Source organism: Thauera mechernichensis (genome assembly GCF_029588855.1).
Taxonomy (GTDB): Bacteria; Pseudomonadota; Gammaproteobacteria; order Burkholderiales; family Rhodocyclaceae; genus Thauera; species Thauera mechernichensis.
On record NZ_JARQZE010000050.1, the window covers coordinates 1 to 586 of the forward strand.

Sequence of the window (586 nt, forward strand, 5' to 3'; positions counted from 1 at the left end):
GCCTTCTGCGCCGGCCAGGACCTCGCCGACCCCGACATGGCCACGCAGCCCGACGGCCGCCTACCCGACATCGGCGACGTCGTCGACAAGAACTACAAGCCGCTGGTGCTGCGCCTGCAGAACCTGCGCGTACCCACCATCGCCGCCGTCAATGGCATCGCCGCCGGTGCCGGCGCCAGCCTGGCGCTGGCCTGCGACCTGGTGGTGGCGACGAAGTCGGCGTCCTTCCTGCAGGCGTTCAGCAAGATCGGCCTCATCCCCGACACCGGCGGCACCTGGTTCCTGCCCCAGCGCGTCGGCATGGCACGCGCCATGGGCCTGGCCCTGCTCGCCGACAAGCTGCCCGCGGAGAAGGCCGCCGACTGGGGCCTGATCTGGGCCGCGTACGACGACGCCGAGTTCGGCGCCAAGGTCGACGCGCTCGCCACCCAGCTCGCCGCCATGCCCACCAAGGCGCTGGTGCGCACCCGCCAGGCCATGCACGCCGCCCCCGGCCACACCCTCGAACAGCAGCTCTCCTTCGAAGGCGGCTTCATGCGCGAGCTGGGCTGGAGCGCGGACTACGCCGAGGGCGTCGCCGCCTTCA

Annotated in this window: 1 protein-coding gene; it reads left to right on the forward strand. The window is 72.2% G+C overall.

The features are described from left to right. Positions 1-586 (forward strand): enoyl-CoA hydratase-related protein (locus P7F68_RS19895; protein WP_277835671.1); only part of this gene is annotated, 586 nt, incomplete at both ends.